24 protein-coding genes are annotated in these 24777 nt (G+C 64.3%); 13 read left to right on the top strand and 11 right to left on the bottom strand.

What is annotated here, in order from left to right; all coding sequences use genetic code 11:
• The coding region (locus ACH107_RS15435) for a DEAD/DEAH box helicase (protein WP_412506602.1) at positions 1–1240 on the bottom strand (1240 nt) is incomplete at its 3' end.
• Positions 1241–1528: 288 nt separating this feature from the next.
• The gene (locus ACH107_RS15430; RefSeq protein ID WP_412506601.1) at positions 1529–2098 is read right to left on the bottom strand and encodes a DNA-3-methyladenine glycosylase I; all 570 of its coding nucleotides are present in this window, start codon (positions 2096–2098) and stop codon (positions 1529–1531) included.
• Positions 2099–2203: 105 nt separating this feature from the next.
• Between ACH107_RS15430 and ACH107_RS15425 the strand changes: the two genes are divergently transcribed.
• The 3 genes from ACH107_RS15425 (at position 2204) to phbB (ending at position 5280) form a co-directional block, all read left to right on the top strand.
• Positions 2204–3046: an EAL domain-containing protein gene (locus tag ACH107_RS15425; RefSeq protein WP_412506600.1), complete on the top strand. Its 843-nt coding sequence runs from the start codon at positions 2204–2206 to the stop codon at positions 3044–3046.
• Between the two features lie 134 nt (positions 3047–3180).
• Entirely contained in the window at positions 3181–4356 is a 1176-nt protein-coding gene (locus tag ACH107_RS15420) for an acetyl-CoA C-acetyltransferase (protein ID WP_412506599.1), read from the top strand.
• Positions 4357–4557: 201 nt separating this feature from the next.
• On the top strand, positions 4558–5280 hold the full coding sequence (gene phbB / locus ACH107_RS15415; protein ID WP_412506598.1) for an acetoacetyl-CoA reductase: 723 nt from the start codon (positions 4558–4560) through the stop codon (positions 5278–5280).
• Between the two features lie 86 nt (positions 5281–5366).
• Here phbB and ACH107_RS15410 read toward each other — a convergent pair whose 3' ends face one another.
• Entirely contained in the window at positions 5367–6545 is a 1179-nt protein-coding gene (locus ACH107_RS15410) for a CaiB/BaiF CoA transferase family protein (RefSeq protein WP_412506597.1), read from the bottom strand.
• Positions 6546–6709: 164 nt separating this feature from the next.
• On the opposite strand from ACH107_RS15410, the gene ACH107_RS15405 reads away from it, so the two are divergent.
• The 6 genes from ACH107_RS15405 (at position 6710) to ACH107_RS15380 (ending at position 10522) form a co-directional block, all read left to right on the top strand.
• The gene (locus tag ACH107_RS15405) at positions 6710–7321 is read left to right on the top strand and encodes a ribonuclease D (protein WP_412506596.1); all 612 of its coding nucleotides are present in this window, start codon (positions 6710–6712) and stop codon (positions 7319–7321) included.
• The gene (gene lptC / locus ACH107_RS15400) at positions 7321–7935 is read left to right on the top strand and encodes an LPS export ABC transporter periplasmic protein LptC (protein WP_412506595.1); all 615 of its coding nucleotides are present in this window, start codon (positions 7321–7323) and stop codon (positions 7933–7935) included. The genes ACH107_RS15405 and lptC overlap by 1 nt, the downstream gene beginning before the upstream one ends.
• 6 nt (positions 7936–7941) lie before the next feature.
• The gene (locus ACH107_RS15395) at positions 7942–8436 is read left to right on the top strand and encodes an LptA/OstA family protein (RefSeq protein WP_412506594.1); all 495 of its coding nucleotides are present in this window, start codon (positions 7942–7944) and stop codon (positions 8434–8436) included.
• Positions 8437–8439: 3 nt separating this feature from the next.
• The gene (lptB, locus tag ACH107_RS15390; protein ID WP_412506593.1) at positions 8440–9198 is read left to right on the top strand and encodes an LPS export ABC transporter ATP-binding protein; all 759 of its coding nucleotides are present in this window, start codon (positions 8440–8442) and stop codon (positions 9196–9198) included.
• A gap of 243 nt (positions 9199–9441) precedes the next feature.
• The gene (gene hpf, locus ACH107_RS15385; RefSeq protein ID WP_412506592.1) at positions 9442–10005 is read left to right on the top strand and encodes a ribosome hibernation-promoting factor, HPF/YfiA family; all 564 of its coding nucleotides are present in this window, start codon (positions 9442–9444) and stop codon (positions 10003–10005) included.
• A gap of 52 nt (positions 10006–10057) precedes the next feature.
• Positions 10058–10522, top strand: coding sequence for a PTS sugar transporter subunit IIA (locus tag ACH107_RS15380; protein WP_412506591.1), 465 nt, complete (start codon positions 10058–10060; stop codon positions 10520–10522).
• 21 nt (positions 10523–10543) lie between these two features.
• Here ACH107_RS15380 and ACH107_RS15375 read toward each other — a convergent pair whose 3' ends face one another.
• The 7 genes from ACH107_RS15375 to cysQ form a co-directional block, all read right to left on the bottom strand.
• A complete protein-coding gene (locus tag ACH107_RS15375) occupies positions 10544–11971 on the bottom strand; it encodes a sulfotransferase family 2 domain-containing protein (protein WP_412506590.1) in 1428 nt (475 codons plus the stop codon).
• 6 nt (positions 11972–11977) lie between these two features.
• Complete coding sequence (locus ACH107_RS15370) at positions 11978–13678, bottom strand: beta-1,6-N-acetylglucosaminyltransferase (RefSeq protein ID WP_412506589.1); 1701 nt, start codon at positions 13676–13678, stop codon at positions 11978–11980.
• Positions 13679–13694: 16 nt separating this feature from the next.
• Positions 13695–14681: a glycosyltransferase family 2 protein gene (locus ACH107_RS15365; RefSeq protein WP_412506603.1), complete on the bottom strand. Its 987-nt coding sequence runs from the start codon at positions 14679–14681 to the stop codon at positions 13695–13697.
• 169 nt (positions 14682–14850) lie between these two features.
• A complete protein-coding gene (locus ACH107_RS15360) occupies positions 14851–15855 on the bottom strand; it encodes a glycosyltransferase family 2 protein (RefSeq protein WP_412506588.1) in 1005 nt (334 codons plus the stop codon).
• Positions 15856–15913: 58 nt separating this feature from the next.
• A complete protein-coding gene (gene galE, locus ACH107_RS15355) occupies positions 15914–16897 on the bottom strand; it encodes a UDP-glucose 4-epimerase GalE (protein ID WP_412506587.1) in 984 nt (327 codons plus the stop codon).
• 18 nt (positions 16898–16915) lie between these two features.
• A complete protein-coding gene (galU, locus tag ACH107_RS15350) occupies positions 16916–17809 on the bottom strand; it encodes a UTP--glucose-1-phosphate uridylyltransferase GalU (RefSeq protein WP_412506586.1) in 894 nt (297 codons plus the stop codon).
• Between the two features lie 147 nt (positions 17810–17956).
• Positions 17957–18754 carry a 3'(2'),5'-bisphosphate nucleotidase CysQ gene (gene cysQ, locus ACH107_RS15345; RefSeq protein ID WP_412506585.1) on the bottom strand — a complete coding sequence of 266 codons (798 nt, stop codon included), beginning with the start codon at positions 18752–18754 and terminating at the stop codon, positions 17957–17959.
• Between the two features lie 133 nt (positions 18755–18887).
• On the opposite strand from cysQ, the gene ACH107_RS15340 reads away from it, so the two are divergent.
• Positions 18888–19709 carry an ABC transporter permease gene (locus ACH107_RS15340; protein WP_412506584.1) on the top strand — a complete coding sequence of 274 codons (822 nt, stop codon included), beginning with the start codon at positions 18888–18890 and terminating at the stop codon, positions 19707–19709.
• Between the two features lie 9 nt (positions 19710–19718).
• Here the strand turns inward: ACH107_RS15340 and ACH107_RS15335 are convergent, their stop codons facing one another.
• Positions 19719–20315, bottom strand: a complete 597-nt coding sequence (locus ACH107_RS15335; RefSeq protein ID WP_412506583.1) for an alpha-ketoglutarate-dependent dioxygenase AlkB family protein — start codon at positions 20313–20315, stop codon at positions 19719–19721.
• 225 nt (positions 20316–20540) lie between these two features.
• Between ACH107_RS15335 and dnaK the strand changes: the two genes are divergently transcribed.
• The 3 genes from dnaK to radC all read left to right on the top strand — a co-directional run bounded on the left by dnaK (position 20541) and on the right by radC (position 24696).
• The gene (dnaK, locus tag ACH107_RS15330; protein WP_412506582.1) at positions 20541–22463 is read left to right on the top strand and encodes a molecular chaperone DnaK; all 1923 of its coding nucleotides are present in this window, start codon (positions 20541–20543) and stop codon (positions 22461–22463) included.
• A gap of 75 nt (positions 22464–22538) precedes the next feature.
• Positions 22539–23705: a molecular chaperone DnaJ gene (gene dnaJ, locus ACH107_RS15325; RefSeq protein ID WP_412506581.1), complete on the top strand. Its 1167-nt coding sequence runs from the start codon at positions 22539–22541 to the stop codon at positions 23703–23705.
• A gap of 211 nt (positions 23706–23916) precedes the next feature.
• Positions 23917–24696, top strand: coding sequence for a RadC family protein (gene radC, locus ACH107_RS15320; RefSeq protein ID WP_412506580.1), 780 nt, complete (start codon positions 23917–23919; stop codon positions 24694–24696).
• Positions 24697–24777 lie beyond the last annotated feature (81 nt).

Raw genomic sequence — 24777 nt, 5'->3', positions numbered from 1 at the left:
GGCGGCGCTTGCCGGGGGCGGCCCCGCCACCATTCGCGGCAGGACGTTTGCCCTGTCCGCCACGGTGGCCCGCGCCGCCACGGCCATTGCCCGCGCCGTCACGCCCCAGAACCGGGCTTTCCCCGCTGGCGACCGGCACCTCGATCTTCATGACTTTCTGGATCTGGTGCAGCAGGTCGGCCTCCTCCGGCGCGCAGAGCGAAATCGCCTCGCCCTCGCGACCGGCACGTGCGGTCCGGCCGATGCGGTGCACGTAGTTCCCCGCGACCTCGGGCAGGTCGTAGTTGACGACGAAGGCGACACCGGGAATGTCGATTCCCCGGGCGGCGACATCCGTCGCCACCAGCACCGTGGTCTCGCCCGCGCGGAACGCCTTGATCGCCCGGTCCCGCTGGCCCTGGCTCTTGTTGCCGTGGATCGAGGCGGCGTTGAATCCGTCCGCCACGAGGCCCTTCATCAGTTTCTCCGCACCGTGTTTCGTCCGGGCGAAAACAAGGGTCAGCGCCTCGCGGTCCTGCGACAGTATCTCGCGCAGCTTCGCGGCCTTGTCGGGCTTGGGCAGGAAATGCACCGACTGGTCGATCTTGTCGGCCGCCTTGCCCGGCGGGGCGACCTGCACGCGCCGGGGGTTGTCGAGATACGCGCCGGAAAGCTCCTCCATCTGTTTCGGCATCGTTGCCGAGAACAGCATCGTCTGGCGCGGGGTGCCAAGCTTGGGCGCGATCCGGCGCAGGGCATGGATGAACCCCATGTCAAGCATCTGGTCCGCCTCGTCCAGCACGAGGTGCCGTGTCTGGGCCAGGTCGACGGCGCCGCGATCCATCAGGTCAATCAGCCGCCCCGGCGTCGCCACGAGGATATCGGTGCCGCGTGCCAGCAGGTCGATCTGCTTCTTGATGGATTGCCCGCCCACCACGGTGACGACCCGCAGTTTCGAGCCCTGCGTCAGCGGGCGCAGGTTGTCCGCGATCTGGTTGGTCAGCTCGCGCGTCGGCGCAAGGATGAGCGCCTTGGCCGTCCGGGGCGCGGGCTTGCCCGGGGCCGCCAGCAGGTTGTCGATCAGCGGCAGGCCAAAGGCCAGCGTCTTGCCCGTGCCCGTCTGCGCAAGACCAAGGATGTCATGCCCTTCCAGCGCAAGCGGGATCGCCTTGGCCTGGATCGGGGTCGGGTTGGTGAGTTTGGCCCGCGCGAGCGCGGTGTTGAGGGTCGGCGCAAGGCCGAGCATGTCGAAGTCGAACAATTGATATCCTTCATGGGCCGCCTTCGGCAGCCGTTGGGCATGGCCGCAAGGCGACCACACAAGGGTTCACGGGGCCTCGGAACAGGGGGGCGTCTCCCGCCCCGTTCGGCCGTCGCGTCAGGAACCCTGCGTGATGGGGAACTGAAATCTGCTGGGCGCTGATGGCCCGGACCCGGGCACGGCAAGCTCACGCGGCTGCGCAGCGTCTTGACGGATATGAGGCTTCGCGACAGGCCTGTCAAGCTGCCCCGTGCCGGACCGCCGCGAAACCCACGTGATGCGGACGCGCTACCGCCCCAGCCGCGCGACCGGCGCATGACGCGGGCAGGTGACCAGGTGATCGTTCACCATGCCCACGGCCTGCATGAAGGCATAGACGATGGTGGGACCGCAGAATTTCATGCCTCTTTTCTTCAAGTCCCTTGAAATCGCGCGGGAAATCCCGGTTTCGGCCGGCACCTCCGACAGGCGCTCCCACCGGTTCTGGATCGGTGCGCCGCCAACGTGATCCCACAGGTAGCGGTCAAAGCCCTGCTCGGCCTCGATCCGCTGCCAGACCCGGGCGTTGCCGATGGTCGCCTCGATCTTGCCCCGATGCCGCACGATCCCGGGATTATCAAGCAGTTCCAATACCTTGTCTTCACCCCAACCGGCAATGACATCGGGGTCGAACCCGGCAAACGCGGCACGGAAATTATCGCGCTTTTTCAAGATCGTCAGCCAGCTCAACCCGGCCTGGAACCCGTCGAGCACCAGCTTCTCCCACAGTCGGCGGCTGTCATGGTCGGGCACGCCCCACTCGGTATCGTGATACGCCAGATAGATGGGATCCGATCCGACCCAGCCGCACCTTTCCATGATCGGTCACCTCTCGTCCCGGATAATTCCAGGCAAATCCGCCATTTAACCCTTCCTTAGCGCGAATGCCGCAGCCTGTGAACGAGTCACAGCCGGAGGCACGGAATGAGGCGCAGGAATCGCGGCAAATGGGCCGATATCCCGGCCGGTCACGAAAATCCATTGTCATATGCCACGATGTCGCGCGACCGATCGATCATCGACATGGTGGACCAGGCCGTGCGCCACAACGAGGTGATGCTGGCCTACCAGGCCATCGTCCCCGCCGGCTCGCAGGGCAACGCCGCCTTTTACGAGGGCCTGATCCGCGTGCTCGACGAAACGGGCCGGATCATTCCGGCGCGTGATTTCATCCACGCGATCGAGGAAACGGAAACGGGGCGAATCGTCGACTGCCTTGCACTGGAAAAGGGGCTGCACACGCTGGCCGCCTACCCCGACCTGCGCTTGTCGATCAACATGTCGGCGCGTTCGATCGGTTATCCGCGCTGGAACCGCATCCTGAAACGCGGGCTTGACCGCGGGCCCACCATCGGGGAACGGCTCATTCTCGAAATCACCGAAGGCTCCGCGATGCTGGTGCCCGAGCTCGTGGTCGGCTTCATGAACGACCTGCAAAGCGAGGGGATCAGCTTCGCGCTCGATGATTTCGGCGCGGGCTACACCTCGTTCAGGTATCTACGGGATTTCTATTTCGACATTCTCAAGATCGACGGGCAATTCATCCGCGGGATCGCGCAAAATCCCGACAACCAGATCCTCAGCGCCGCGCTCGCCTCCATCGCGGAACAGTTCGACATGGTCACCGTCGCCGAAAGCGTCGAACGCCCCGAGGACGCCGATTACCTCACCCGGATGGGGATCGACTGCCTCCAGGGGTACTATTTCGGCGCGCCCACGGTGCGCCCGCCATGGCTGGACGACGGCCGGGACCGGGCCAGCGCCTGAGATGTGATACACGGTCAGTTGCCGCAACGCGGCACTTGCGCTATGAAACGTTCAAGCGGCGGGGGAATCTGGGACCCGCACTTGATGTGATTCCAGGCACTCCTCGGCCATGACGCATTTGGTGGAGGACATACATGACCAACGTAGTAATCGCATCCGCGGCGCGTACCGCCGTCGGCTCTTTCGGGGGATCTTTCGCAACAACGCCCGCCCATGACCTGGGCACCGCCGTGCTGGAGGCCGTTGTCGAACGCGCCGGCATCGACAAGTCCGAGGTGAGCGAGACCATCCTCGGGCAGGTGCTGACCGCGGCACAGGGTCAGAACCCGGCCCGGCAGGCGCATGTGAATGCCGGCCTGCCCGTCGAAAGCGCGGCCTGGGGCATCAACCAGGTTTGCGGATCGGGCCTGCGCTCGGTCGCGCTGGCCGCCCAGCACATCCAGCTTGGCGATGCCAGCATCGTTTGCGCCGGCGGCCAGGAAAGCATGACGCTGAGCCCCCACGCCGCGCATCTGCGTGCCGGGCACAAGATGGGCGACATGAAATATATCGACACGATGATCCGCGACGGTCTTTGGGACGCCTTCAACGGCTACCACATGGGCCAGACGGCCGAGAACGTGGCCGAGCAATGGCAGATCAGCCGCGAGGCGCAGGACGAATTCGCCGTGGCCAGCCAGAACAAGGCAGAAGCCGCCCAGGAGGCGGGCCGATTCGATGACGAGGTCATCCCCTTCACCATCAAGTCCCGCAAGGGCGAAACCGTCGTCGACAAGGATGAATACATCCGCCACGGTGCCGATATGGCGGCGATGCAGAAAATGCGCCCCGCCTTCACCAAGGACGGCACCGTGACCGCCGCCAATGCCAGCGGCCTCAATGACGGCGCGGCGGCCACCCTGCTGATGAGCGCGGAGGACGCCGACAAGCGCGGCATCGAACCGCTGGCGCGCATCGCGTCCTACGCCACGGCGGGGCTCGATCCGTCGGTGATGGGCGTCGGGCCGATCCATGCCAGCCGCAAGGCGCTGGAAAAGGCGGGCTGGTCGGTCGGTGATCTCGATCTCGTCGAAGCGAACGAAGCGTTCGCCGCGCAGGCCTGCGCCGTGAACAAGGACATGGGCTGGAACCCCGATATCGTGAACGTCAACGGCGGGGCCATCGCCATCGGCCACCCGATCGGCGCCTCGGGCTGCCGTGTCCTGAACACCCTGCTGTTCGAAATGAAGCGCCGCGACGCCAAGAAGGGTCTGGCGACCCTGTGCATCGGCGGCGGGATGGGTGTCGCGATGTGCGTCGAACGCCCCTGATACCCAAGGGGTACAGCGCCACGCATGAGGGCCGGGGGCACCTGACGGCAGCCCCCGGCCCCGCCTTGCAGGGTGCAGCATCCGACACGCGGCGGGTCATTGCCGCACAGACGGAAAATTCTAGGCGCAACAATGTTGCGCATGCCAGCTTTGCAATAGTAACAGAGTTACCGAACGGATTAAGCCAGACTGGAGGAAACCATGGCAAGAACTGCACTCGTCACCGGCGGCTCGCGCGGAATCGGCGCGGCCATCTCGAAAGAGCTCAAGGCCAAGGGCTACGACGTGGCCGCCACGTATGCCGGCAATGATGAGGCCGCGGCCAAGTTCACCGAGGAAACCGGCATCAAGACCTACAAGTGGAATGCCGGCGACTACGCCGAATCCAAGGCCGGCATCGCCAAGGTCGAGGAAGAGATGGGCCCGATCGACGTGGTCGTCGCCAATGCGGGCATCACCCGCGACGCGCCGTTCCACAAGATGACGCCGGAACAATGGCAGGAAGTGATCGACACCAATCTTACGGGCGTCTTCAACACGATCCATCCGGTTTGGCCGGGGATGCGCGAACGTGGCTTCGGCCGGATCGTCGTCATTTCCTCGATCAACGGTCAGAAGGGCCAGTTCGCCCAGGTGAACTATGCCGCCACCAAGGCCGGCGATCTGGGTATCGTCAAGAGCCTCGCGCAGGAAGGCGCGTCCAAGGGCATTACCGCCAACGCTGTCTGCCCGGGCTACATCGCGACCGAGATGGTCATGGCCGTTCCGGAAAAGGTCCGCGACTCCATCATCGCCCAGATTCCCACCGGCCGTTTGGGCGAGCCCGACGAAATCGCGCGCTGCGTCAGCTTCCTCGCCTCGGATGACGCGGGCTTCATCAACGGGTCGACGATCTCGGCCAACGGCGGCCAGTTCTTCGTCTGACGGCCCGCGCCGCGCCCCGGCCATTCAGAACGCCCCGCCGCCCCGTGCGCGGCGGGGCGTTCGCCTTTGCGCCCCCGTGACGCGGCTCAGCACTCCTCCCCGTACCGGGCGAAAACATCGTCCGTATCGGCCCCGAGCGCGGGCGGTGCGCTGCGGTAACTCACCGGCGTACGCGAGAATTTCAGCGGGTTGCCCAGCAACTCGACCTCGCCCTTGCCTGTCTGCGGCGCAGGCAGGGTCACGGTCATTTCCCGCGCCACCGCCTGGTCCGAGCGCAGCGCCGCGTCGATCGTGTTGACCGGGCCCACGGGCACCTTGCGCCCCTGCAGCCCCGCCGTCACCTCGTCACTGGTGAACCGCGCCAGCTCGGCGGCCAGCAGCGGCACCAGCGTGTCTCGGTGCTCCAGCCGGGCCTGGTTGGTCGCGAACCTCGGGTCCTCGGCATAATCCGGACGCGCGAGGAAATCGCAGAACCGGGCGTACTGGCTGTCATTGCCGACCGCGACGATCACGTACCCGTCGCGAGTGGCGAACACCTGGTAAGGCACGATGTTTGGATGCGCGTTGCCCGCCCGCATCGGCACCTTGCCCGATGTCAGGTAGTTCAGCCCCTGGTTCATCAGCCATGACATCTGCGTGTCCACCAGCCCGAGGTCGATGTGCTGACCCTCGCCCGTGGCATCGCGATGGCGAAGCGCCGCAAGGATCCCCGTCGCGGCATAAAGCCCGCAAACCACGTCCGCCACGGCCACGCCCACCTTCATCGGTTCGCCGTCCGCTTCGCCCGTCAGGCTCATGATGCCGCCGAAGCCTTGCGCCATCAGGTCGTAGCCCGGCTTGTCGCTGTTCGGCCCGGTCTGCCCGAAACCCGATATGGAACAATAGACAAGCCCCGGGTGAACGTCGCAGAGGGTCTGCGGATCCAGCCCGTATTTCCGCAGCCCCCCGGGCTTGAAGTTTTCAACCACGACGTCGGCACGGGCCGCCAGCCGGCGCACGGCCGCCTGCCCCTCGGGTGTTCTCAGGTCGATGGCGACCGATTTCTTGTTTCGGTTGGCACACATGAAATAGGCCGAAAGGTCCGTGGGCTCACCGGCGTCGTCCAACGCGAATGGCGGGCCCCAGCTGCGCGTGTCGTCACCGTTTTCCGGGTGCTCTATCTTCAGCACCTCCGCCCCGAGGTCACCAAGGAGCTGCGTGCAGGTCGGCCCGGCAAGTACCCGGCTGAGGTCCAGCACCACGAGGCCATCAAGAGGTCCGCTCATGTTTTCCCTTTCGCATCCGGTTCTCCCGCTTAAATGGCCGAGCACGCCCGCGACCGCAAGCGGCATCGCCACGTCCGGGCGATCCGCACGGGCAACTACCGCTTGAGGGAAACACCAAAACCGACTAACCAGCACGCCAACCCGAACAGCCACGAAAGACGTCCATGGCGAACCATTTGCATCAGAATGACCTGCCCGACGGGCTCGAACTGGGGCCTGTCGTGGCCATCGACTGTGAAACCATGGGGCTGAACCCGCATCGTGACAGGCTCTGCGTCGTGCAGTTGTCAGGGGGGGACGGCAACGCCCACATGGTCCAGATCGCGCGCGGCCAGACCGCCGCGCCGAACCTGTCGGCGCTTCTGACCGATCCCGACGTGCTCAAGCTCTTCCATTTCGGGCGTTTCGACATCGCGGCGATGTACAACGCGTTCGGCGCGCTTGCCGCGCCTGTCTATTGCACCAAGATCGCCAGCAAGCTGGTGCGCACCTACACCGATAGGCACGGCCTCAGGAACCTGCTGCAGGAATTGTTGAGCGTCGACATCTCGAAACAGCAGCAATCGTCCGACTGGGGCAGCGAAACGCTGACCGAGGCGCAGCTCGATTATGCCGCGTCCGACGTGTTGCACCTGCACCGGCTGCGCGAGGAGCTGGACCTGCGGCTTGCCCGCGAAGGGCGCACCGATCTGGCCCGGGCCTGTTTCGATTTCCTGCCGACGCGCGCACGGCTGGACCTTGCGGGCTGGCCCGAGGTGGATATCTTCGCACATTGATGGCGCGATACGACAACTTCCATTCCCGCCTCGTGGCATGGATGAAAATAATCCTGCCGATGGCGGCACTGGGGTTGTTGTCCACCCTTTTCCTGATCTCGCGCACCGTCGATCCCGGCAAATCCGTGCCGGTAAGCCAGATCGACCTTGAAAAACGCGCGCATGATCTGGGCGCCACCAACCCGACCTTCGCGGGCGTGACACGGGGCGGTGACCAGATCATGGTCCGCGCCGCCACCGCGCGCCCGGCGCCCGACGACGCGGCCGGCTTGCGCGCCGACGGAGTAACGGCGAACATCCGTCTCACCGCCGGCGGCGCGATCGACATTCAGGCCGATCACGCGGACCTGCGCCAGAACGACGGGACAGCGCGCCTGCAAGGCAATGTCAGTGTCGTGACGACGACGGGCTACACGATCTCGACCGACACGCTCACCGCGCGGATCGACAGGCTGCGCGCCGAAACCGCGGGCGCCGTGACGGGGACCGGCCCGCCGGGTGAACTGACGGCGGGGCGCATGATCCTCAGCGACGGGGATACGCCCGGCGCGGCACAATTGCTTTTCACCGACGGCGTGAAGCTGATATACCGGCCCGACAGACCCAAGGATTGACCCCCCGTGTTTCGTTCAAAAACTCTTGCCGCCGCGTTTTTCGTCGTGATCGCCCCGCTTGCCGCCACCGCGCAGGGCGCGCAGGTGGCCTTTGGCAGCACGCAGCAGAACAGCACCCTGCCCGTCGAGGTGACAGCCGATGATCTCGCCGTGGATCAGGGCAGCGGCTCGGCCGTCTTCACCGGCAATGTCACGATCGGTCAGGGGGAAATGCGGCTGAGCGCGCCCCGCGTGCAGGTCAAGTACCTCGAAGACCAGAGCGGTATCGAAAGCCTCAGCGCCACCGGCGGCGTCACGCTGGTCAGCGGCCCCGACGCCGCCGAGGCCAGCCGCGCCGATTACGACATCACCACCGGGGTCATCCGGATGCAGGGCGATGTCCTGCTCGTACAGGGCGCCAATTCCCTGACCGCCGAGACGATGTTCGTGGATACCCGCGCGGGCACCGCCCGCATGAGCGGACGCGTCAAGACCGTGATACAGCCGCAGGACGGCAACTAGCCCATGGCCCGCCCCGCCCTGCATGTCGCGCACGAGAATACCGGCCTGAGGGTCGAGAACCTGCGCAAGAGCTACAAGAAACGCGTCGTGATCCGCGATGTCTCGCTCGACTTGCAACAGGGCGAGGTCGTGGCCCTGCTCGGGCCCAACGGGTCGGGCAAGACGACGACGTTCTACGCCATCGCCGGGCTGATCTATCCCGAGGGCGGCCACGTTCTGATCGACGGGCGCGACGTCACGAACCTGCCGATGTATCGTCGCGCCAAGATGGGCATCGGCTACCTGCCGCAGGAAATGTCGATCTTCCGCGGCCTGTCCGTCGAGGACAACATCCTCGCAATTCTCGACATATCCCAGCCCGATGCGCACAAGCGCCGCGAGCGGCTCGAAGAGCTGTTGTCGGAATTCTCCATCGAGCACTTGCGCCGCGCCCCCGCGCTGGCACTGTCGGGCGGTGAAAGACGCCGCGTCGAGATTGCCCGCTGCCTTGCCGCGGATCCGCGATACCTGCTGCTCGATGAGCCGTTTGCCGGCGTCGATCCCATTTCGGTGGGCGATATACGGCATCTCGTGGCCGATCTGAAAAAGCGGGGAATCGGCGTGCTGATCACCGATCACAACGTCCGCGAGACGCTGGAAATCGTGGACCGCGCTTATATCCTGCACGACGGACAGGTGCTCATGTCGGGCACACCGGATGACGTCGTGAAGAACGAGAACGTGCGCCGCGTCTATCTGGGCGAGAATTTCCGCATCTTCTGACACCCGCGGGATCACGCGGAATTTCTCGGGGCCACGTCGATCGCCATTGACAAGACAGCCGCGAACCCCCTCAATTGCGGTATGGCATACGTGCACAACCGGCTGTTCCCGCTGTGGCCCCGCGAGCCCGGGCCCGGTTCAGGACAGGCTGACCGAATGCCGCCTACCCGCATCGACGGCTGACGACCACCCGGGCGCCGACGCGCCCGTGTTGGCCCGAGATGTCCAATCGAAGGAGTTACGATGCGTTATCAAATCAGTGGAAAGCAGATCGACGTGGGCCAGGCCCTGCAAACGCATGTCGAAGATGAGCTCGGCGCCGCCGTGGCGAAATATGCCGAGCGTCCGACCGATGCGCATGTCATTTTCTCCAAGAACGCCAGCGAATTCGTCTGTGAAGCCATTGTGCATCTGTCGACGGGGCTGACCGCGCAAGCCAGTGCCAAGTCCCACGAGATTTATTCCGCCTTCGATGGCTGTTGCGAAAAGATGGAAAAACAACTCAGGCGGTACAAAAGGCGCCTAAAAGATCACCACCGCGAGCGCGTCGCGCCGGTTGAACTCTCCGGCGCGTCCTCTTATATCCTCGCGACTGAAACCGAAGGCGAAGAATCGGAACCTGAAAGCCTGCAGCCCATAATCGTGGCCGAGATGGAAACCCAGATTCCGTCCCTCTCCGTCGGAGAAGCGGTCATGCAGATGGAACTCGCCGGCGCCCCGGTCCTTGTCTTTCGAAACGAGGGTAAAGAAGGGCTGAACGTGGTCTATCGCCGCGATGACGGCAACATAGGCTGGATCGATCCCTGAAGAACGCGGGGCCACGTCCCCACAGGTGACACCTGTCGGAGAGATACAAGAAATGGATTTGCCGATGATCCTCAAGCCTGAGGCCGTACGCCTGTTGTCTTCTGCGTCCAGCAAGAAACGCCTTTTGCACGAAATCGCCGGCATCGGCGAGGTCGCGTACGGCATCGACCAGTCGGCCGCCGTCGAGGCGCTGCAGGAACGTGAAAGCCTCGGGCCGACGGGGGTGGGCAACGGCGTTGCACTGCCACACGCCCGGATCGACGGTGTCGAGCAGGTTGTCGGCGTGATGGTTCTTCTGGACAAGCCGATCGACTTTCACGCCGTTGACCGACAGCCGGTCGACCTTGCCTTTGCCCTGTTTGCCCCGCGCGACGCCGGTGTCGAACACCTCAAGGCGCTGGCACTGGTCTCACGCACGCTGCGCGATCCGTCGGTCTGCGCCAAGCTGCGCGCCAATTCGGATCCGGCAACGCTTTATACCATCCTTACCGAAGCTCAGGCCGTTCAGGCGGCCTGAGCCGGCGCGGCACCGTCACGGTCACGCCCAGGGGCGGAAGCCGAACATCATGTAATCCCGCTGATAGATCGTGCTGACAAGCGTCTCGATCTCCGAATCGTAGATTTCGTCCAGCGCGAACGGCACGTCGGCCGCGCCCCGCTCCGGCCGGGGCGGCGTCGGGTATCCCACTTGGCGCGCGATCGCCTGCAGGTAGGCCCCCATCTCGTCTTCGCGGATCACCATGTCGGGCACCCCGAACTGCGCCATCCCCTGAAGAACGGACGCCTGCGTGGCCCAGTGCGCATCCGTCCGGATGCTGGTCTGCCCGGCAAGGTTGGCCCGCAGGAATTCGAGAAAGGCAACAAAGGCGGCCCGATGCGCGGCCTTGTCATAGCTCTCGTCGGGCCCACCGCCCGGGATCGGCACCTTGTGGAAATTGCGAAGCGTGCGCCGGATATCCGAAAAACTCCCCGCCCCCCGCGGCAGGATCCGGCTGCAGAAGGCTGCATGCGCCCGCGCCACCGGGTGACGCAACACCGTGAAGCTGCGATGCCCCGGCTTGCGGCGCTTCCACTGGCGCAACGCCTTCTGGTTCAGCTTGGTCGGCAGCGTTTCGGGCGCGACCCCGTCCAGCGCGGCCAGCCACGCGCAGATCTCGGCCTCCGGCCCCGCGCGCACCGGCATGTAGACCAGCGGCGCGCGCGCCCCGGTGACGAAGCCGGGCACAGCCGGGCCGCGCCGCGGTTCGAAATTGGGCGTCCGCGTCAGGTTGAACCTGTCCAGCCCGGCCAGTGCGCGCTCCATTTCCTCGTAATTCTCGACCTTGTCGCGCAGTGGGCTCGGGTTCTGCTTCTTCAGCGACGCGTCCAGCGCCTCCAGCCGCTCGTCGGACCCCAGGAACCGCGCCAGCCCGTTCATCACGTCCACATCCTGCAAATCCTCGTAGGCCACGTAAAAGGGCGTCTGCCCCGTCCTTTGAAGATGGTTCAGCAGAAAAACCTGGAATTCCTGCAACCGCGCGACATGCGCCTCGAACTCGTCGGCGTCGAAAACGGCCTTGGCGGCGCGGCGGCGCTTGACGTTGGTCAGCTTCCACTGCCCCGTGGCCTGCGCGATCTTCCAGCTCACATAGCTTTCCGCCGGGTTGCGCGTCAGGATCACCTTGGCGCAGCGCGGATCATCAAGGCAGATGTCCAGAACCCGGGGATCGTGATCGTGGAAGAAACGGAAGCCGCCCAGACCCTCGGACTGTCCCTTGATCGCCCCGATCAGGCGCCCCGGCGCCTGCTCGCGCATGGGCTGCGTGATGCCCAGTATCTCGTCCCTGTTGGGATAGCCGATGAAATGCGGGTTGAACGCTTCACCGTGACACTGGAAACTGTCGAAGGTGTTGAGGTTCGCCTCCAGGAAGTTGGACCCGGTGCGCATTTCCGCGAACACAACGAAGTAGTCGAACTTGGCCGCCATCCCGCGTCACCGCACCGGGTAGGGCTTGCGGGCGGTCGCGGCCGGTTCGCTCACGCGCTTCTCGACAGGAAAATCGCCCATCAGGTAAGGATGCATGCCCTGGTTCTTGAGGTTCTGCAGGAACTGGCCGAATCCCGTCAGGTCGGACATGCGCGGCACCTCGGCCAGCCCGCGCGCATTCTGCTGGCCGATCTCGTCGATGATCAGTTGCAAGGGCTCCATCGGCGCCTCGCTGAATTCCGCCATCGACCAGATGCGCACCCGCGCCTTCGTCCAGGGGGCGCGCAGAACCTCCAGATGCTTGCTTTCCACCTGTTGCAGCATCGCGGCCTCCTGCCGGATATCGGCGAAATTCCTGTTGGACTTGAACAGCGGCACGGCCCACGCCCCGGTAATGACCGAGATCTGCGCATTCGGATCCTTGGCGATGTCCCATTCGACATCCCGGATGTGATCACCCGGGCCGAACTGGAAACATTGCCGTTCACCGCGGGTGTTCCAGATCAGGCTGGCCAGAAAGGCGCGCTTGTTGTAATCGCGCAGCGCCGCGCTGTCGCTCAGCGCGCCGTTCATCACGGTCTGGCGCTCGGAAAATTCGGCACGCTCCGGCGCGAACAGGTGACCATGCACGCGCGTGCCCGTCACCTTGGCCAGCCAGCTTTCGAAATTCTCGAACAGGTCCGCGAACCCCTCGAACACCGAATACTGCGCGCAGGTCAGCCCGTTCTCGCGCCCCTCCACGGGAAAGCGGCTCTGCATGTAGAGGCCCGGTCGGCCCCGCGTGCGCCGTTCGACCGCCTTGGCAAATATGCGGTCGATCTTGCCGGGGTTCGGTTCGGTCCGTTTCATCGCGCCCGCGCTGTCCGACAGGAACGCCTGGTACAGACGATCGGCAAAGGGCCATATCTTGCGCGCCACGAAACAATCGGACCGGCGCAGAAGCTGCAGGTGATCGTCGTAGAAGATGTGCGGCTTGCCCTGGTAGTCGAACTTCGACAGCGTCAGCGACCGGCTTTCGATCTGGCGCGAGTACTGCCGGGAAAGCGTCTGGAAATAACTTTCATCGGGGATCCAGACCTTGCTGAAATACCGGTCGTAAACCGGCCTTTCCGGATCGGTCAGGATATCCGACAGCGTCTGGCGCGTCAGGCACCACCACTGGCTGCCCATGTGCGGCACGATCCCGTTGGGGATATGCCTTTTGTACCGCACGAACCGTTGCAATGCCACGTACCTGTCGAACAGGAACCTGTGCTTGCGCCACGAGAACGGGAACCGCAGGGTGAAGCGTTCCCGATCCAGCCCGCCGATCGTCCATGGCACGTCGGCCGTCGTGGCGCTTTCGATGAAATCGGTTTTCGGACGGGCGGCAAGATAGTCGGTCAGTTCCTGCACCGGCCTGAGCGGCAAGCAGGAGCCTGAGGCAAGATAGACATGCTGGACCTGCGGAAAATCTTCCAGCATCACCTCCGCCGCGTTCTGCGTCGCCGCGACAATGCCCCATGTTCCCCACTCGCACCGGTGCCGGCGTGAAAAGCGCAGGTCGGGGATATCCGCCAGCGACTGCACGAAAGCGTTGTAGGTTTTCGCAGGCACCATCCTGTCGCAATGGATGACAAGCGGACAGCCCGCGGCGGCCCAGTGCCGCGCCACCTGCTCGGCCCGGCCAAAGGCCGTATGCACCAGCATGATGATCCCGACGCTCACGTGCCCATGCCCCCGCTCATGCCCAGTTCCCCTTGGACATCAGCCCGAGGATCTCCAGCTGCCGCCAGTTTATATACTTCTCCGACCATTTGCACCAAAGGTCCGGGTTTTCGCGCAGATTGTCGTAATACGCCTTGTACTCAAGGCTGGCCGAATAATGCTGGCGGCGCGTGAGCTCCTCCTCGGCCTTGGCGGCAAAGGTGTCGAGAAACTTGGCATGAAGCAGGACACCGCTGGCCTTTTCGCCACCCCACGCGTCATAGGTCAGGTTCAGCCCGCGGGGCAGCAGCATGTGCGTGGAACTCAAGTAAGCGTACCTGCGGTTCCATTTTACCAGCGGTATCTTGTTCAGCGCCGGTGCTTTCTTCGGCGTGTCGGCAAAGAAGACGCGCGCCCGTGGCCCGCCCTGGATCCAGAGGTTGCCATAGGCGTGGTTCTTGGAAATCATGTAATTCCCGGGGTCGAACCACGCCGCGATCTCGATCGGGTCCTGCCCGGGCCGGTAGGGTTGCGCGTCGATGCGGCCCTTGGGGTACATGTCCAGCAGCATCGCGCCGAAGCTCTTGATCTGGCTCACATCCAGCCAGTCGGTCAGCGCGCGGATGGGGCGTGTGTCGCAGAACGGGTAGACGAACAGCTCATCCGGATCCACCACGAGCGTCCAGTGATCATGGCCGTATTTCTGTTGCAGCCAGTTCAGCCAGTCAACGCCGAAACGCGCCCGCTTGTAACTGGCATTCGTGGACCAAAGCGAAACGTCGGGTTGGTCGGCAAGGTATTCGCGCCCGCCATCCGTGCTGCCATTGTCCACCATCAGGAAATGCGACACGCCGAGGGCGCGGTAATATTTCATGAAATAAGGCAGCCGCACGTATTCGTCGCGGAATGTCGAGAACAGCAGGATGTCACCGGGCCTGATCGCCCCGGTCCGGTTCGCCACGGGCCGAAGGGCAAAATGCTTGCGCCAGGCCCGGACCTTGGCGCGCTTGCGCCGGAGCCGCATGTGATATGACTGCCACGCGCCCATGCGCTACAGCCCCTCGCCGATCTGGAACCCTGCCCCGAACACTACCGCCTCGCCGTTAACGTACCCTTGTCGCGGGCCTCTTGTGGGCGCGCCCCGGCCAGCCGGAAGGCGCATCATCGTTTACTAACACAGAACCGCTGTTTCCTCATATCCAATTTCCCTTTGACATCAAGCCCATCGCTTCCAGTTGGCGCCACCCGATCAGCCGCGTGGAGTGTTCGCACCACAAATCGGGGCTGTCGGTCAGGCTGTCATAGTAGCTGTCGTACAGGCGGCTGTTGGCGAAATGCTCGCGCCGGTGCTTCTCCTCGGCGGATTTCTCCACCACGTTGGGCAGGAACTTGGTGTGCAGCAGAATGCCCGAGGTCATCTCGCCGCCCTGTTCGTCATACACGTGGTTCAGCCGCCGCGGCAGCAACGAATGGGCCGAACTGACATAGGCATACCGCCGGTTCCATTTCACCAGCGGCGTCTTGCCCATCGTGGGCGCCCGGCGCGGCCTGTCGGCAAAGAACATGCGCGCCCGCACGCCGCCCTGTATCCACAGGTTTTCAAGATCGGGCTTCTTCTGCATCACGTAGTTGCCGCCATCGAACCAGCACAGCAGATCGAACGGATCATCGCCCGGCCTGTAAGGCTGCGCGCCCAGCGGGCCCTTGGGGTACATGTCCAGCATGAGCGCCCCGAAAGACTCGCGCCCCTGCCGCTCAAGCCAGTCCACCAGCGCAGGCAGCGGGCGCGTGTCGTGATGCGGGTAGATCAGGATCTCGTCGGCATCCACGGTCAGGCACCAGTGGCCGTGCCCGTGGCATATCTGAAGCCATGTCAGCCAATCCACGCCGAAACGCGACAGCTTGTAACTGTGCCCCGTCGTCCAGAGCGATACGTCGGGCTGCGCGGCAAGGTAATCGCGCGTGCCGTCATCGCTGCCATTCTCGACGATCAGGAAATGATCAACCCCGAGGTCCCGGTGATGCCGCAGGAAATGCGGCAGGCGCAGCATCTCGTTGCGCATCGTCGAAAAGGCCAGGATCGCCCCGGGCGCGATACCCGCGGTGCGGTCGCTGACCGCGCGCAACTGCCGCCGCTTGTGCAGCGCGCGAAACAGCAGGCGCCGCCGCCTTAGGCGCAACCGGTAAGCCAGTGCCATCTGCCGCAGCCTGCTCATCCGGTCCGCATGCTCCGCTGTCCGGCGCACGGTCCCGCGCCTATTTCGCGTAATGGCCGGATTGATGCCACTGCCACGCATCCGCGATCATCCGGTGCATGGTCGATCGCCGGGGTGACCATCCCAGCTCGGACTCCGCCCTGTCCGACCCGGAAACCAGCTTGGTGCAGTCGCCCGGGCGCCGCGGCCCCTCCACGACCGGCACGTGACGGTTCGTGACCGCGCCGGACTGCTCGATCACCTCGCGCACCGAGAACCCCGTGCCGGTCCCGAGGTTGAACACCCGGCTCCCGCGGTCCTCTTCCAGCCATTTCAGCCCCAGCACATGCGCCTCGACAAGGTCCATGACGTGCACGTAATCCCGGATGCAGGTGCCGTCCGGCGTATCGTAATCGGTGCCGAAAATCGTCAGCGCATCGCGCTTGCCCTCGATCGCATCCAGCAAGAGCGGCACGAGATGCGTCTCGGGCCGGTGAAACTCCCCGATCTCGGCCTCCGGGTCGGCACCGGCCACGTTGAAATAGCGGAAGATCACGTGCCGCATCCCGTGTGCCGCCTCGAAATCGCGCAGCATGTCCTCGATCGCGCGCTTGGTGGCGCCGTACGGGTTCGTGGGCGCCTGCGGCGTCTCCTCGTCCAGCACCACGTTGTCCTGATCGCCATAGGTCGCGCAGGTCGACGAAAAGACGACGTTGCGGCATCCAGCCTGCACCGCCGCCTCGAACAGCGTGAGTGACCCGGCCACGTTGTTGCGCCAGTAAAGCCCCGGCTCGCGCATGCTCTCGCCCACCTGGCTCAGGGCGGCGAAATGCATCACCGCGGTCGGCTGATAGGCCGCAAAGAGCTGATCAAGCCGCGCGCGGTCGGCCAGATCGCCTTTTTCGAAGGGGCCGAAGGTCACCGCGTCTTCCCAGCCGATGCTGAGGTTGTCATAGGTAACGGGGGTAAATCCGGCGGCCGCAAGCGCCTTGCAGGCATGGGACCCGATATAGCCGGCACCGCCGGTCACCAGAACATTCGTCACCCCGCTTCCCCCTGCGGTTTACTGCGCGGCCTGCTCCGCATGCACCACGTCACTGATATAATGCCAAAGATCGTCGCGCAGGTCGTCGCGGGCAAGCGCAAAGGCCACGGTTGCCTGAAGGAACCCCGATTTGGACCCGCAGTCGAACCGCTGGCCGTTGAAACGGTAGCCATAGACCTCCTCGCCGTCGTCGCGCGCATCGGCGATCGCGTCGGTCAACTGGATCTCGCCCCCGGCGCCGGTCTTCTTGCGGTTCAGTTTCTGCAGCACCTTCGGCGTCAGGATATACCGCCCGATCACCGCCAGGTTGGACGGCGCGCAGCCCGGCTTGGGCTTCTCGACCATGCCCTTGGTCGACACGATTTTGCCCATGTCCTCCTTGACGTCGAGTATCCCGTAGGAAGATGCGCTTTCCTCGGGCACCTCCATCGCCGCCACGATGTTGCCTTGCGTTTCCTCGAACGCCTCGACCATCTGGGCCAGACAGGGCTGGTCCGCGGCGATCACGTCATCGGGCAGGATCACGGCGAACGGCTCGTTCGCGATCAACCGCCGCGCGCACCACACCGCGTGGCCCAGCCCCAGTGGCTTGTGCTGGCGCATGTAGGCGATCTCGCCGCTATCCATGTTCGTCGATTTCAAAAGCTCCAGCAGCTCGTCCTTGCCCTTCTTGCGCAGCTCCGCCTCCAGCTGCGGCGCCGTGTCGAAATAATCCTCCAGCGCGCCCTTGCCGCGCGAGGTGACAAAGATGAACTCCTTGATGCCCGCCGCCCGGGCCTCGTCGATGGCGTACTGAACCAGCGGACGGTCGACCAGCGTCATGATTTCCTTGGGAACCGATTTCGTCGCCGGGATGAACCGCGTGCCCAGCCCGGCAACCGGGAAAATCGCTTTCGTGATCTTGTTGCGCATCATGTGCTCCCGACAACCCTCTCGTTGTTACGCATATACCAAAGTGCAATCACATGCATCCGGCTATCGGAAAAACCCGTCATTTTTGCGGCCCGAACATGCAATTTGCCGGTCGCCACTCGCATCGGGGCACCTCCGGCAGCGCGATCAGGCGGGCTTCAGGGCAACGCCCGGCGCCGCGGCTATGAAAAACGGGTTGGCATACCCGTCCTTGCCATACCGCAACGGCGCGTGATCGTCGAAACGCACCACCACGCCACCGGCCCCGCGCAGCACCGCGTCGCCCGCCGCGGTATCCCATTCCATCGTCCGGCCGAGACGCGGATACAGGTCGGCCTCTCCCGTCGCCACGAGGCAGAACTTCAGCGACGATCCCGCGCTCGTGGTGTCCTTGACCGCGTATTTCGCGATGTAGTCATCCGTGGCCGCGTCGCGGTGCGACTTGCTCGCCACAACCATCAGCGCGTCATTGTCCGACGTGGCGACGTGGATGGGCACGACCTCGCCCGTCCGGTCGCGGTCGAAGGGCCCCGTCTCCTCGACGGCGCGGCCATCCTCCAGTGTCAGGAACATGCGGCCCCTTGCAGGGGCGTAGACCACGCCGCGCGTCGGCACACCGGCCTCGACGTAAGCGATGTTCACCGTGAAATCCCCGCGGCGCTTGATGAATTCCTTGGTTCCGTCCAGCGGATCGACGATCAGGAAGGTATCCGCCCGCGCCCTGTGGGACTCCGCCTGCTCCTCGGTGACCAGTGTCACGTCGGGAAACGCGGCGCGCAGCCCGGCCGAGATCACGGCATCGGCGGCCTCGTCGGCTTCGGTCACGGGGCTTTCGTCCGACTTCACCTTCACGTCGAAATCGTCGGACTGGTAAATCTCCATGATCCGCGCCCCCGCGTCCAGTGCAAGGCGCCGCATCTCCTCGGTCAGTTTCGCATGGTCCATGTCGTCCCCCTTTGCCCGCGCGGCCCGGTGCCCGCTTGCTTGTTGATGGATTTTCAAGGGCCCTTATGATACGCGTGGCGCATAACAACAAGAATCCCGCCCCAAGAAACCACGCAGCAGCGGCATACAGGCCATGTTTCAGAATACCGCCCCCCGATCGCGGCTCCGGTCCTCTTTCGCGCTGATCGAGTTGATCTACCACGCCACGGTCCGCCACATCCGCAAGGGGCACGGCAACGCCTTTCTCGCCATCGGGATCAACATGCTCAGCGCCATCATCTTCGTGACGGCGTTCTACCTGATGTTCTCGCTCCTCGGCCTGCGCGGCGCAAAGCTGCGCGGCGATTTCATGCTGTACATGCTGTCGGGCATCTTCCTGTTCCTGACCCACGTCAAGGCGCTCGGCGCGGTGGCAGGGGCAGAAGGGCCGACCTCGCCGATGATGCAGCACGCGCCGATGAACACGGTGGTCTCGATCGTGTCAGCCGCGCTCTCCAGCCTCTACATCCAGGTGCTGTCGATGGTGCTGATCCTTTTCGCCTATCACGTCGCGATCAAGAGCTACGAGATCCACCTGCCCGTCCCGGCGTTCGGCATGTTCCTGCTGGCATGGTTCACCGGCTGTGCGCTCGGCGTGGTCATGCTGGCGCTGAAACCGTGGTTTCCCAATTTCGTGTCCATCGCGACACAGGTCTACCAACGTGCCAACATGATCGCGTCCGGCAAGATGTTCGTCGCCAACGCCCTGCCCCCGTCGATGATCGCGATTTTCGACTGGAACCCGCTGTTCCACGCCATCGACCAGTGCCGCGGCTTCACCTTCGTCAATTATTTCCCGCGCAACACGTCGGTGGAATACCCGCTCTATGTCGGCATCGTCCTGCTGGTGATCGGGATGCTCGGTGAATTCTACACGCGGCAATACGCCTCGAGCAGCTGGAACGCCCGGCGCTGACGCCCGCGGTCAGTCGACGACCCGGCAGGTCAGGTTGATGCGCCCACCGTTCTGCAAAAGCGTGGAACTGCCGAACCTGACCCGGTCGACCCCGTGATAGGCCAGCCGCGCGGCCCCGCCCATGACCACCACGTCACCCGATTGCAGCCATACTGATTCGGTCCGTCCCCCGCGGGTGGTGTTGCCGATGCGGAAAAGCGCCTCGTCGCCCAGCGACACCGACAGGACGGGCCAGACGAAATCGGCCTCGTCCCGATCCTGGTGCAGGCCCATTCGGGCATCCGCGCCGTAATAGTTGACCAGGCAGCAATCCGGCAGCCGCTCGGCACTGACCAGCGCGGCCCATATCCGCCTGACGGTGTCGGGCAGCGCCGGCCAGGGCTGGCCGTCGGGGTGGCGCGGCTCGTAGCGATACCCGCCCCGGTCCGACACCCAGCCGTAGCGCCCCGCCGACGTCATCCTGACGGACATCGGGCGCCCGCGCGGCGTCGTCGGCGTAAAGAGCGGCGCACGGGCCACGACCTGCCGCAACTCCGCGACCAGCGCCGCCTGCGCATCGGGCGCCAGATACCCCTTGTGGATCTCCACGCCCCTGACAGTCAGCACCGGCGCCTCCGTTGTCGATTCCCGCAGCGCCAGACATGACCAATTTGGCAGGCATTTGCAAAATCACTGCCGTCAGGCTGCTTGCAGGCGCAAATCGCCCTCCCTATATACGCCCGGAAACGCGGTGAGCGCTTGATCGGACCACCGCACTCAACCGGGGGGCCCGATGCCAGAAAGGGTCGGGTCGCCGTCAACATCGCCTAAGTCAGAAGGGATCGAAAAGAAATGTCCAAAGTCATCGGTATCGACCTCGGCACCACCAACTCCTGCGTCGCCATCATGGATGGCAGTCAGGCCCGTGTCATCGAGAATTCCGAAGGCGCCCGCACGACGCCCTCGATCGTCGCCTTCACCGACGAGGAGCGGCTCGTCGGGCAACCGGCCAAGCGTCAGGCCGTGACCAACCCCAGTAACACGATCTTCGGCGTCAAGCGCCTGATCGGCCGCCGCGTGGACGACAGCGATCTTGCCAAGGACAAGAAGAACATGCCGTTCAACGTCATCGACGGCGGCAACGGCGATGCATGGGTCGAAGCCCACGACGAGAAATACAGCCCCTCGCAGATCTCCGCCTTCATCCTCGGCAAGATGAAGGAAACCGCCGAGTCCTATCTCGGCGAGGAAGTGACGCAGGCGGTCATCACCGTGCCGGCCTACTTCAACGACGCCCAGCGTCAGGCCACCAAGGACGCCGGCAAGATCGCCGGTCTGGAAGTGCTGCGCATCATCAACGAGCCGACGGCGGCCGCGCTGGCCTACGGGCTCGACAAGGAAGACACGCACACCATCGCCGTCTATGACCTCGGCGGCGGCACGTTCGACGTGACCATCCTCGAGATCGACGACGGCCTGTTCGAAGTGAAATCCACCAACGGCGACACGTTCCTCGGCGGTGAAGACTTCGACATGCGGATCGTCAACTACCTTGCCGACGAGTTCAAGAAAGAGCACGGCGTCGACCTCACGCAGGACAAGATGGCGCTTCAGCGGCTCAAGGAAGCGGCCGAGAAGGCCAAGATCGAACTGTCGAGCGCATCCCAGACCGAAGTGAACCAGCCGTTCATCTCGATGGGGTCCGACGGTCAGCCGCTTCACATGGTGATGAAACTGACCCGCGCCAAGCTGGAAAGCCTCGTGGGCGACCTGATCACCAACTCGATCAAGCCGTGCAAGGCCGCGCTCAAGGATGCCGGCATCTCGGCCTCGGACGTGGACGAGGTCGTGCTCGTCGGCGGCCAGACCCGCATGCCCAAGGTCATGGAGGAAGTGACCAAGTTCTTCGGCAAGGAGCCCCACAAGGGCGTGAACCCCGACGAGGTCGTCGCCATGGGCGCCGCGATCCAGGCCGGCGTGCTGCAGGGTGACGTCAAGGACGTGGTGCTGCTCGACGTGACGCCGCTGTCGCTCGGGATCGAGACACTGGGCGGTGTCTTTACCCGCCTGATCGACCGCAACACGACGATCCCCACCAACAAGTCGCAGATCTTCTCGACCGCCGAGGACAACCAGAGCGCCGTGACGATCCGCGTCTTCCAGGGTGAACGCGAAATGGCCACCGACAACAAGATATTGGGCCAGTTCAACCTCGAGGACATTCCGCCGGCACCGCGCGGCATGCCGCAGATCGAGGTGACCTTCGACATCGACGCCAACGGCATCGTCTCCGTTTCGGCCAAGGACAAGGGCACGAACAAGGAGCAGAAGATCACCATCCAGGCATCGGGCGGCCTGTCCGAGGATGACATCGAGAAGATGGTCAAGGAGGCCGAGGAGAACGCCGAGTCCGACAAGGCACGCCGCGAACTCATCGAGGCCAAGAACCAGGCCGAGAGCATCGTGCATTCGACGGAGAAATCGCTCGAGGAGCATTCGGACAAGGTCGACCCAAGCACCGTCGAAGCCATCGAGCTGGCCGTCTCCGCGCTCAAGGAAGACCTCGAGAAGGATGACGTCACCGCCGAGAAGGTGCAGTCCGGCATTCAGAACGTGACCGAGGCGTCGATGAAACTGGGCGAGGCGATCTACAAGGCGCAGGCCGAGGAAGGTGGCGAAGACCCCGCAGCACCCGATGATGCGGCCGGTCAGGGCGAAGACGACATCGTCGATGCCGACTTCGAAGACCTCGACGACGAAAACAAGCGCTCGTAAGGCGCCTGACGGGACCTTCGGGGCCGGCCCGCGTGGAGGGCCGGCCCCGCGCGTTCCAAACACAGGAGTTCCCCGATGGCCAAACGTGATTATTACGACGTCCTCGGCGTGTCCAAGGGCGCCTCGGCGGACGAGATCAAGAAAGCCTATCGCAAGAAGGCGAAAGAGCTTCACCCCGACCGCAACAAGGACAATCCGGATGCCGAGAAGGAATTCAAGGAAGCCGGCGAAGCCTATGACGTCCTGAAGGACGCCGAGAAGAAGGCGGCCTACGACAGGTTCGGTCATGCGGCCTTCGAGGGCGGCATGGGCGGCGGCGGCGGGCCGCGCCCCGGCGGCGGGTACGCCGGTGGCGGTCCCGGACAGGGCGATTTCGCCTCGGCCTTCTCGGACGTGTTCGATGACCTCTTCGGCGATTTCATGGGCGGCGGCCGCGGCGGCGCGCGCCAGAGGGCCGCGCGCGGCTCAGACCTGCGCTACAACATGCGCATCACCCTCGAAGAGGCATATGTCGGCCTGCAGAGATCCATCAGCGTGCCCACTTCGGTACCCTGTGACGCCTGTTCGGGGTCGGGCGCCGAAGGCGGGGCCGAGCCCACGACCTGCCCCACCTGCTCGGGCATGGGCAAGGTCCGCGCGCAACAGGGTTTCTTTACCGTCGAACGCACATGCCCGACCTGCGGCGGTCTGGGCCAGACGATCAAGAACCCGTGCAATGTCTGTCATGGGCAGGGTCGCGTCGAGCGTGAAAGATCGCTGTCGGTCAACATCCCCGCCGGCGTGGAAACCGGAACGCGGATCCGTCTGGCCGGCGAAGGCGAGGCCGGCATGCGCGGCGGCCCGGCGGGCGACTTGTACATCTTCATCGAAGTCCAGCGCCACGACCTTTTCGACCGTGAGGAAAGCAACCTTTTCTGTCACGTGCCGGTGGCGATGACCACGGCCGCGCTCGGCGGCGATATCGAGGTGCCCACCATCGACGGCGGCCGCTCGCGCGTGAAGATCCCGGCCGGCAGCCAGTCGGGCCGGCAGATGCGATTGCGCAACAAGGGCATGCCCGCCCTGCGCGGCGGTGGCCACGGCGACATGTTCATCGAACTCGCCGTTGAAACACCGGTCAACCTGACATCGAAGCAGAAGGATCTGCTCAAGGAGTTCGCGGCACTGTCCGAGGACAACAACCCCGAAAGCTCCAGCTTCTTCAAGTCGGTGAAACGGTTCTGGGATTCGATGAAATCCTGACGACACCATCCCGGCGACGATCCGGAAGGGTGCGCATTCTTGCGCACCCTTTTTTTCGCGGCAGCGCAGCGCGCCCGGTGCGTTAATGTACCCAGGATGGCACAACCCACCGACGCGATGCCGTCGCGCACCCGATGCGATACCGCGCCACGATTTCAGCCGATCGACCTGTCTTAACCTTTCCCTAACCTCGCTGCGGCAGCGTGACGGCATGACCCGCAGCCACGCCTTTTCCGAATCCGCGTTGCCCCTTCTCGACGGGGACGAGGCCGTGATCCCCCCGGCGCCGCGGGACGGCCCGCCGCCGTCCTACCTGCGCGATCATCGGAAACGCCTGCGCGAACGCTTTCTTGCCGGCGGGGCGCGGGCCATGCCGGATTACGAATTGCTGGAACTTGTCCTGTTTCGCGCGATCCCGCGCCGCGATGTCAAGCCGCTGGCCCGGGCCTTGCTGGAAAAATTCGGCGATTTCAACTCGGTACTCTCTGCACCGGCTGACAGCCTCACGGCGGTCCCGGGCGTTGGCGAGGCCGTGATGACCGAATTGAAAGTGGTCGAGGCCGCCGCGCATCGGCTGTCCCGCGCCCGCGTGATGCAGCGTCAGGTTATCTCGTCATGGGATGCGCTGCTCGATTATTGCCACACGTCGATGGCCCACAGGCAGACCGAACAGTTCCGGGTTTTCTACCTCGACCGCAAGAATGTCCTCATCGCCGACGAGGAACAGGCAGAAGGCACGGTTGATCACGTTCCGGTCTACCCCCGCGAGGTGGTCAAACGGGCCTTGCACCTGAATGCCAGTGCCTTGATTCTGGTACATAATCACCCGTCGGGCGACCCCACCCCGTCTGCCAGTGACATCGCCATGACGCAACAGGTCCAGTCCGCCGCCGACGTATTCGGGATCACCCTGCACGACCACCTGATCATCGGCAGGTCCTGCGAACTCAGCTTTCGCGCAAAGGGCTACCTTTACAGCGTTTCGGCTTGAACTTGAATCATGGGGGATTCCCTTGAGGCGTTAGATGTGATTCATCCTGTTTGGGAGGATGGATCATGTCAGCACCGTTAT

The organism is Roseovarius halophilus (ex Wu et al. 2025) (assembly GCF_047086965.1).
Note: the sequence above shows the minus strand (reverse complement) of the source record. Positions and strands in the feature narration are given on the sequence as shown.

What these genes read in the sequence shown, in the direction of transcription:
- ACH107_RS15425 (WP_412506600.1), top strand. Translation starts at nt 2,204, where the DNA reads ATGAGGCGCAGGAATCGCGGCAAATGGGCCGATATCCCGGCCGGTCAC.
- ACH107_RS15420 (WP_412506599.1), top strand. Translation starts at nt 3,181, where the DNA reads ATGACCAACGTAGTAATCGCATCCGCGGCGCGTACCGCCGTCGGCTCT.
- lptB (WP_412506593.1), top strand. Translation starts at nt 8,440, where the DNA reads ATGGCCCGCCCCGCCCTGCATGTCGCGCACGAGAATACCGGCCTGAGG.
- phbB (WP_412506598.1), top strand. Translation starts at nt 4,558, where the DNA reads ATGGCAAGAACTGCACTCGTCACCGGCGGCTCGCGCGGAATCGGCGCG.
- ACH107_RS15340 (WP_412506584.1), top strand. Translation starts at nt 18,888, where the DNA reads ATGTTTCAGAATACCGCCCCCCGATCGCGGCTCCGGTCCTCTTTCGCG.
- galU (WP_412506586.1), bottom strand. Translation starts at nt 17,809, where the DNA reads ATGCGCAACAAGATCACGAAAGCGATTTTCCCGGTTGCCGGGCTGGGC.
- ACH107_RS15360 (WP_412506588.1), bottom strand. Translation starts at nt 15,855, where the DNA reads ATGGCACTGGCTTACCGGTTGCGCCTAAGGCGGCGGCGCCTGCTGTTT.
- ACH107_RS15430 (WP_412506601.1), bottom strand. Translation starts at nt 2,098, where the DNA reads ATGGAAAGGTGCGGCTGGGTCGGATCGGATCCCATCTATCTGGCGTAT.
- cysQ (WP_412506585.1), bottom strand. Translation starts at nt 18,754, where the DNA reads ATGGACCATGCGAAACTGACCGAGGAGATGCGGCGCCTTGCACTGGAC.
- ACH107_RS15365 (WP_412506603.1), bottom strand. Translation starts at nt 14,681, where the DNA reads ATGCGGCTCCGGCGCAAGCGCGCCAAGGTCCGGGCCTGGCGCAAGCAT.
- radC (WP_412506580.1), top strand. Translation starts at nt 23,917, where the DNA reads ATGACCCGCAGCCACGCCTTTTCCGAATCCGCGTTGCCCCTTCTCGAC.
- dnaK (WP_412506582.1), top strand. Translation starts at nt 20,541, where the DNA reads ATGTCCAAAGTCATCGGTATCGACCTCGGCACCACCAACTCCTGCGTC.
- ACH107_RS15380 (WP_412506591.1), top strand. Translation starts at nt 10,058, where the DNA reads ATGGATTTGCCGATGATCCTCAAGCCTGAGGCCGTACGCCTGTTGTCT.
- ACH107_RS15410 (WP_412506597.1), bottom strand. Translation starts at nt 6,545, where the DNA reads ATGAGCGGACCTCTTGATGGCCTCGTGGTGCTGGACCTCAGCCGGGTA.
- ACH107_RS15375 (WP_412506590.1), bottom strand. Translation starts at nt 11,971, where the DNA reads ATGGCGGCCAAGTTCGACTACTTCGTTGTGTTCGCGGAAATGCGCACC.
- dnaJ (WP_412506581.1), top strand. Translation starts at nt 22,539, where the DNA reads ATGGCCAAACGTGATTATTACGACGTCCTCGGCGTGTCCAAGGGCGCC.
- ACH107_RS15405 (WP_412506596.1), top strand. Translation starts at nt 6,710, where the DNA reads ATGGCGAACCATTTGCATCAGAATGACCTGCCCGACGGGCTCGAACTG.
- lptC (WP_412506595.1), top strand. Translation starts at nt 7,321, where the DNA reads ATGGCGCGATACGACAACTTCCATTCCCGCCTCGTGGCATGGATGAAA.
- hpf (WP_412506592.1), top strand. Translation starts at nt 9,442, where the DNA reads ATGCGTTATCAAATCAGTGGAAAGCAGATCGACGTGGGCCAGGCCCTG.